Below are 5,966 nucleotides of genomic sequence, written 5' to 3' on the forward strand. Positions count from 1 at the left end.
AGGCCAACGATGCCGAAATCGGTCTGTTTGCGGATCTGATAGCCACCGATCCGACTTTTTGAGCCAGAAATCCACTGATGCCTGTGGAAAACGGGCTCGTGGGTTGGTTTTTCAGCAAACTCTTAAAGCTGGCCCCAGATCTCCAGGTAGCGGTCGTCCAGGGGAGCCACCCGCAACCCAGTCAATCCCGCCTGCAACAGCTGCGCTTCCACCTCGTCGGGGCGGAAGGCCGCATGCAGCGAAGCCAGGTAATCCCGCTGCAGGACCTCTGGTGCCTGGCCCAGGTGGCGCTGCAGCAGATCCTCGGCGGCAGCCGCTGAGTCGGGTCGTCGCAGGTCCTTGATGTAGACGGTCGCCCCGGGTGCGGCCAGCTGCCGAACCGTGTGCCAGAGCACGGCCGGGTCATGCAGATGGTGCAGGAGGCTGTTGCTGAGCACCGCATCGCAGGCCCCGCCCAGGTCACCGGAATCCAGGCCATCGCAGGGCAACAGGAGCTGGCGGAATTCCAGGGTTTCTCCGAATCTTCCCAGCCGTTCCCGGGCGATCGCCAGCATCGCCTCGGCTCCATCGATGCCCACCACGCGGGCCTCGGGGTACCGCTCGGCCAGCAGAACGCTGATGTTGCCGGGCCCGCAACCGAGGTCGACCAGTAAGCCGGGGCATCGGCCTGACGTGAGCGTTGCCAGGATTTCGGCGAAACGGTCCACCACCAACTTGTCGGTGGCGGCGAAATCGGCCGCGGCATAGGCCGTTGCCTGGGCTGGTTCGTCCATGAGCTCCGGCTCCGGCCGCCGCGGCATCGCTTCGGGATTGGGGCGTGGCATGGCGAACGCGGCGATGAAGGGTCCCAGCCTGCTGCGGCAACCGCCCAGCGACATCGGCTGTTGCTCCGCCGCGCCCGATCGGACCTGACCACTGCCGCTGGTGCAGGACGAACCTTGCTGCCCCCACCGGTGGCGTTAAGGTGTCTTTCACATACCTGGCCTCAGCAGCGGTGACCCTCACCCCCCTTCGCCCGGATTCGCTCCAGCACAGCGATCCCCAGTCTGTGGCTGCCGGTGCAGCGGCGGCGGTTGAACGCGGCGAGGCTGGCCGCCAACAGGGGCAGCTGGAGGCTGATTTCCCTGCCACCGCCCCGGCGGCCAACCCTGTTTTCTACCGCACCTACTCCCGCAAGACGGCCACCGGCCGCGAGAGCTGGCATGAGGTGGCCGAACGCAACCTGGCCGGGCTGCGCAGCCTCGGGAACCTCTCAGATGAGGAGGTGAGCCTGCTGCGCCGGATGCAGCAGCAGCAGAAGGCCCTGCCCTCCGGTCGCTGGCTCTGGATCGGAGGCACCGACTGGATCGAGCAACAGGAAAACTTCTCCGGTGCTTACAACTGCACCTCCACCAATTTGGTGGATTGGGAGGCCTTCGGTCTGATGATGGACCTCGCCATGATGGGCTGCGGCACCGGCGCCATCATTGAGCCCCGCCTGATCAACCGGTTGCCGGCGGTGCGCAACCAGTTGGTGATCACCGGCGTCAGCGACATCGGCGCCACCCCCGCCGGCCTGCGGCAAGAGACCACCAGCTACACGATTGAGGGCAACAACGTCCACATCCGGGTGGGCGATACCCGCCGTGGTTGGGTGGACAGCTATCAGCTGCTGCTGGAACTCTGCAGTGACCCGCGCTTCGGTGAGGGCGAGCAGGGCGGCACCGTCGAGATCTCGGTCGATCTCTCCGATGTGCGTCCCGTTGGTGAAACCCTCAAGGGCTTCGGCGGCATGGCCAATCCGGTGAAGTTGAAGGATCTCTATGGCCGGGTAGCAAAGATCCTCAACAAAGCCCGTGGCCGCAAGCTCAGCTCGGTGGAGTGCTGCCTGCTGATTGATGAGGCGGCGGTCACGATCGTGGCGGGCAACATTCGGCGCAGTGCAGGCATGCGCCAGTTCGCCGCCGATGACCTGGCCGCGGCTGGTGCCAAGGAGAACCTGTGGCAGCAGGATGCTGCCGGCAACTGGCGGATTGATCCCGAGCGCGATGCACTCCGGATGGCCAACCACACCCGCGTCTTTCACACCCGCCCCAGTCGTGAGACGGTGCTGGAGGCGGTGACCAAGCAGTTCCACTCCGGCGAGGGTGCCATCCAGTTCGCGCCTGAGGCGATCGCCCGCTCCAACGCCGATCTGCTGCACACCCCGGAGCTGCGCAGCGAGTTCATCGAGATCTATGTGGATCAGGGCCGTGAGGAAGCCGGCCGCTGGCTCACGCTGCACCACCCGCAGATCAGCCCGGCCGAACTGGAGCATCGCCTGGGCCGCTACGGCCTCAATCCCTGCGGCGAAATCCTCGGTGATGATTTCCACTGCAACCTGGCTGAGATCCACCTCAACCGCATCGATCCGGCCGACCACAAGGCCCAGGAGGAAGCTTTCACGGCCGGCGGTCTGGCCGTGGCCTGCCTGCTCAACCACCGCTTTGAGGTGGAGCGTTACCGCCAGAGCCGCGCCTGGGATCCGATCGTGGGGGTCAGCTTCACCGGCCTGTTCGACTTCTTCGTGCACGCCTTCGGCACCCCCTGGCTGAACTGGTGGGAGGCCGGCCGTCCGGCCACGGCCGAGGGGCTCAGCTTCAAGGACCAGGAGGCCGCTTACCTGGGCCGCTGGAAGGAGATCGTCAATCAGGCGGTGTGGGACTACTGCGATCGCCACGGGATGCGCCGCCCCAACCGCTGCACCACAGTGCAGCCAGCCGGTACCAAGAGCCTGCTCACGGGTGCTTCCCCCGGCTGGCATCCGCCCAAGGCCCAGCGTTTCATCCGCCGGATTACCTTCCGCAAGAATGATCCGGTGGCTCTGGCCTGTATGGATTATGGCTACACCATTGTCCCCAGCCAGAGCGATAAGGATGAGCAGGGCCGGCTTCTGGATGATCCGTTCGATCCCCGCTGCACGGAGTGGCTGGTTGAAATTCCCACGCAGGTGAGCTGGGCCAATATTCCAGGTGCCGATAGCGTGGAGATCAACAACTTCTCCGCCTTAGCCCAGTTTGATTTCTATATGCAGGTGCAGCAGCATTACACAGCTCATAACACTTCGGCTACCGTTGAATTTCGTGAGCATGAAGTCGTACCTTTGGCTAATGCCATCTTCGAGGCGATTGAAGAAGGAAAAGGGTATATTTCTGCAGCTCTTCTGGCGCGTTTTGATGCCAATGCCACCTTTCCAAGGTTGCCATTTGAACCGATTGACCATGCCACCTATGAGCGATTGCAAATTGAGGTGGAGAACCGTCGCACCACTGCAGATTTCTTTGAAGCCCTGCGGCGTTACGATGGCGGTGAGCTTATGGAAGCCGGTCCTGCAGGTTGCGATTCTGATAAGTGCCTGCTGCCACTTGCCCAGCCGGCTGCATCCTAGCCATTTGGCTCATGGTGTGTCCGAACCTTTGGGAGCCATGGGTCCATAGGAATAGCTGTCTCAAAGGAGATGGCCATCTAAGATCAATCTCTTTCCGGCCAATGAATTAATCTATCACCCTACTTGTCTTTTCTCGTTATGATGCCTCAAAGCGATGAAAAACACATCGGTTTCGGCCAGTTTGCTTGGCTTCGTATAGAGCGGTATCGGCTCTTGTGAATGTTTCAATATAAGTTTCGCCGGGTTCGTGTTCCGCTAGCCCGACACTCATCGTGACCCGAAGTTCATGCCCATCGGTGGGTATGCTTAGATTTCGGACTTCTAGTAAGATTCGATCGACTATCTCTTGACTTTGCGTGGCTGTACTCCCAACAAAAAGTGCGAGAAATTCTTCGCCGCCCCAACGCGCGCAAAGATCATATTCACGCGTACTCCGTCGCAAGGTTGAAGCCAGCTTAATCAGTACCTGATCTCCTATATCGTGTCCATAGGTGTCATTTACTGCCTTGAAGAAATCAGCATCAAATATGGCCATACAGTAGGTGGTGCCATGCCTGGATGCACGCTCATCCTCATCTCGACAGCGGTCTGCCATTAAACGGCGGTTGGGGATGCCTGTGAGTTGATCGTGGGTTGCAGCTTCCTTTAGGCTTACATTCATATCCTTCAGCATGGCTTGGTAGCGATCCGAAATCTTGATCACACGTTCCAGCCGGCGCAGCTGCTTGTCATAGCGATGCATCAGACTCAGCTCTTCTGAAGAAGCGGCTGAATGGCTGTTATCAGATGCAGTGACGTGCTCAAGCTTCGCTAACTGCATGGCCATACGTTGCCAAAGCTGCTCCAGGGCGGCATGCAAGGGATGGCCATGATGCGATTCATCATCCAAGAGCTGTTGTATCAACAGCTCAAGTTCATCAACCTCCTTGCGAACCATGGTAATCAGCTCTCTGTGGTCAAAAGAATCTCAAAGGGAAAAGAATAATCTTCTTTGAATTCTTCTCCTAGTTCTGCTGATCGGGGATTGCGACTGTCATAAAGCCAATGAACAGAAACATCACCTCCTTCGTCGTAACTTCTCTGAAGAAGATCAAAGATATCAATCATTGCGCGTATGCTGCTTGTGTTTAGATAGTTAAGCTTGAGGTCGACTCTGAGCGGCGCTGATATTATTTGTAAATATTGCTCCACCCAAGAGATCACTTGGTCAAACAGTTCGTACGTATTCTCTGGATAGGATTCGCCGGTCATAACCAGGAGCCCTGCGTTCCAATCAGCGTCGATCGCAGGCGTTGACTGGCTGGCGGGAAGGCTGATGTTCAAGCCGGTAGGAGAATTCATAGGCACTCAGATAATGGCGCGGATAGTGAAGAAAGCTCGTCCGTCGTCCAGCAAGTCAAGGGTAGCTTCCAAGGGGCGGGAGGCGATCCTGGAGATTTGAATCAAGCCAAGGCCCGCACCGGTGACAGAGTCTTCCTTGCGTGGCTGGCGCAATTGTTGTTTGTAGAGCGCTTTCAACTCTATCTTATCAAGTGAGGCAAGCTTTTGGATCCGCTCCAACAGTTTGTTCCCATCGGCACGCTCAATGACGTTGCCAGCCGAAACAGAATAATGCGATTCATCCGTTGCGGCAATGACCACGGTGGCTGAAGCATCTTCTTCATTGTATTGACGCGTACTCATATAATGACGGATGTTTTGACTCATTTCTACGTACACACTGAAGACATCAATTGCTGCCGTTTGGCTAGTCTGTATCGATGAGATATGATTTTTTAACGCGAGGCCAATTTCCCCGATAAGGCTACGCGAAATAGGACCATTAAAGCAAATGAAAATGCGTTCATTGCAAAAATAATGGCGTAACGTTGATAGATTGTGAATGGAGATGGTCATGGTAGATTCAGATTCTGCTGCAGATATGGAGCGACTGGGCTTGACGGTTCCAAGTCATGAATAAATAAGCAAAAAGCACAGAAGCAAATGAACATTAAACTCTATGGCAGGCGGAACGACAAGACGGTAACATCGTCTCTTTGGGGAAGATTTCCTCGAAAATTGGCTAAGCTCTCAGAAAATGCATGGCGTTGATCTTCTAGAGGCTTGTCAGCATGTTGGAGCAGCCAAGAGGAGAAACGTTCACTGCCGAGCCCAAAGCCATGATCACCTCCAGATTGATCTAGATATCCATCGGTGGTTAAATAGTATGTGAATCCCTGGATGAGCTTGATGTCATGATCTTTAAAAGTTCCAGGATGACGACAGCAGATGGCGCGATTGTCACCCTTCTGCTTGTACACATTGGTGCCATTACTCCAATAGAGTGAAATCTTGGCACCTGCGAATCGTATCAAGCCGTTTGAAAAATCAATCAAGGCTAGACCCATATCCATGCTAGTGGCAATTGCTCGGCTCAGCTGGGCATCACTCAGCAGGCTTGCGTCCCCTGTGTTGGTGTAAATCCCTGGGGACCTCAACCCCGGCGTAGCCGGGGTTGAGCGCGCACCTCAGACGTTCCGCTCAGCGGCCAGCGTTGCAAGGGGTGGGCAGGCCCGTGACC

Annotated in this window: 6 protein-coding genes; 1 reads left to right on the forward strand and 5 read right to left on the reverse strand. The window is 57.2% G+C overall.

What is annotated here, in order from left to right; genetic code table 11:
- Positions 1–122 precede the first annotated feature (122 nt).
- A complete protein-coding gene (locus VB777_RS15080; RefSeq protein WP_323249929.1) occupies positions 123–878 on the reverse strand; it encodes a class I SAM-dependent methyltransferase in 756 nt (251 codons plus the stop codon).
- A 230-nt stretch (positions 879–1,108) separates the two neighbouring features.
- On the opposite strand from VB777_RS15080, the gene nrdJ reads away from it, so the two are divergent.
- Positions 1,109–3,406: a ribonucleoside-triphosphate reductase, adenosylcobalamin-dependent gene (nrdJ, locus tag VB777_RS15085; RefSeq protein WP_323249939.1), complete on the forward strand. Its 2,298-nt coding sequence runs from the start codon at positions 1,109–1,111 to the stop codon at positions 3,404–3,406.
- A 136-nt stretch (positions 3,407–3,542) separates the two neighbouring features.
- On the opposite strand, the gene siaD is transcribed toward nrdJ, so the two are convergent.
- From siaD to VB777_RS15105, 4 genes are all read right to left on the reverse strand, one after another.
- Positions 3,543–4,343: a biofilm regulation diguanylate cyclase SiaD gene (siaD, locus tag VB777_RS15090; protein WP_323249931.1), complete on the reverse strand. Its 801-nt coding sequence runs from the start codon at positions 4,341–4,343 to the stop codon at positions 3,543–3,545.
- Positions 4,344–4,348: 5 nt separating this feature from the next.
- Complete coding sequence (gene siaC, locus VB777_RS15095) at positions 4,349–4,747, reverse strand: biofilm regulation phosphoprotein SiaC (protein WP_322758561.1); 399 nt, start codon at positions 4,745–4,747, stop codon at positions 4,349–4,351.
- Positions 4,748–4,753: 6 nt separating this feature from the next.
- Positions 4,754–5,302, reverse strand: coding sequence for a biofilm regulation protein kinase SiaB (gene siaB, locus VB777_RS15100; RefSeq protein WP_323249934.1), 549 nt, complete (start codon positions 5,300–5,302; stop codon positions 4,754–4,756).
- Between the two features lie 101 nt (positions 5,303–5,403).
- Positions 5,404–5,799 (reverse strand): PP2C family protein-serine/threonine phosphatase, encoded by a 396-nt coding sequence (locus VB777_RS15105; RefSeq protein WP_323249937.1) that lies wholly within the window; start codon positions 5,797–5,799, stop codon positions 5,404–5,406.
- Positions 5,800–5,966 lie beyond the last annotated feature (167 nt).

The sequence above is a fragment of the Synechococcus sp. CCY9202 genome (assembly GCF_034931685.1).
Lineage (GTDB): Bacteria > Cyanobacteriota > Cyanobacteriia > PCC-6307 > Cyanobiaceae > CBW1002.

Excerpts from the sequence above, each read along its gene's own strand:
- VB777_RS15080 (WP_323249929.1), bottom strand. The coding sequence starts at position 878 with ATGTCGCTGGGCGGTTGCCGCAGCAGGCTGGGACCCTTCATCGCCGCG.
- siaD (WP_323249931.1), bottom strand. The coding sequence starts at position 4,343 with ATGGTTCGCAAGGAGGTTGATGAACTTGAGCTGTTGATACAACAGCTC.
- siaC (WP_322758561.1), bottom strand. The coding sequence starts at position 4,747 with ATGAATTCTCCTACCGGCTTGAACATCAGCCTTCCCGCCAGCCAGTCA.
- siaB (WP_323249934.1), bottom strand. The coding sequence starts at position 5,302 with ATGACCATCTCCATTCACAATCTATCAACGTTACGCCATTATTTTTGC.
- VB777_RS15105 (WP_323249937.1), bottom strand. The coding sequence starts at position 5,799 with ATGGATATGGGTCTAGCCTTGATTGATTTTTCAAACGGCTTGATACGA.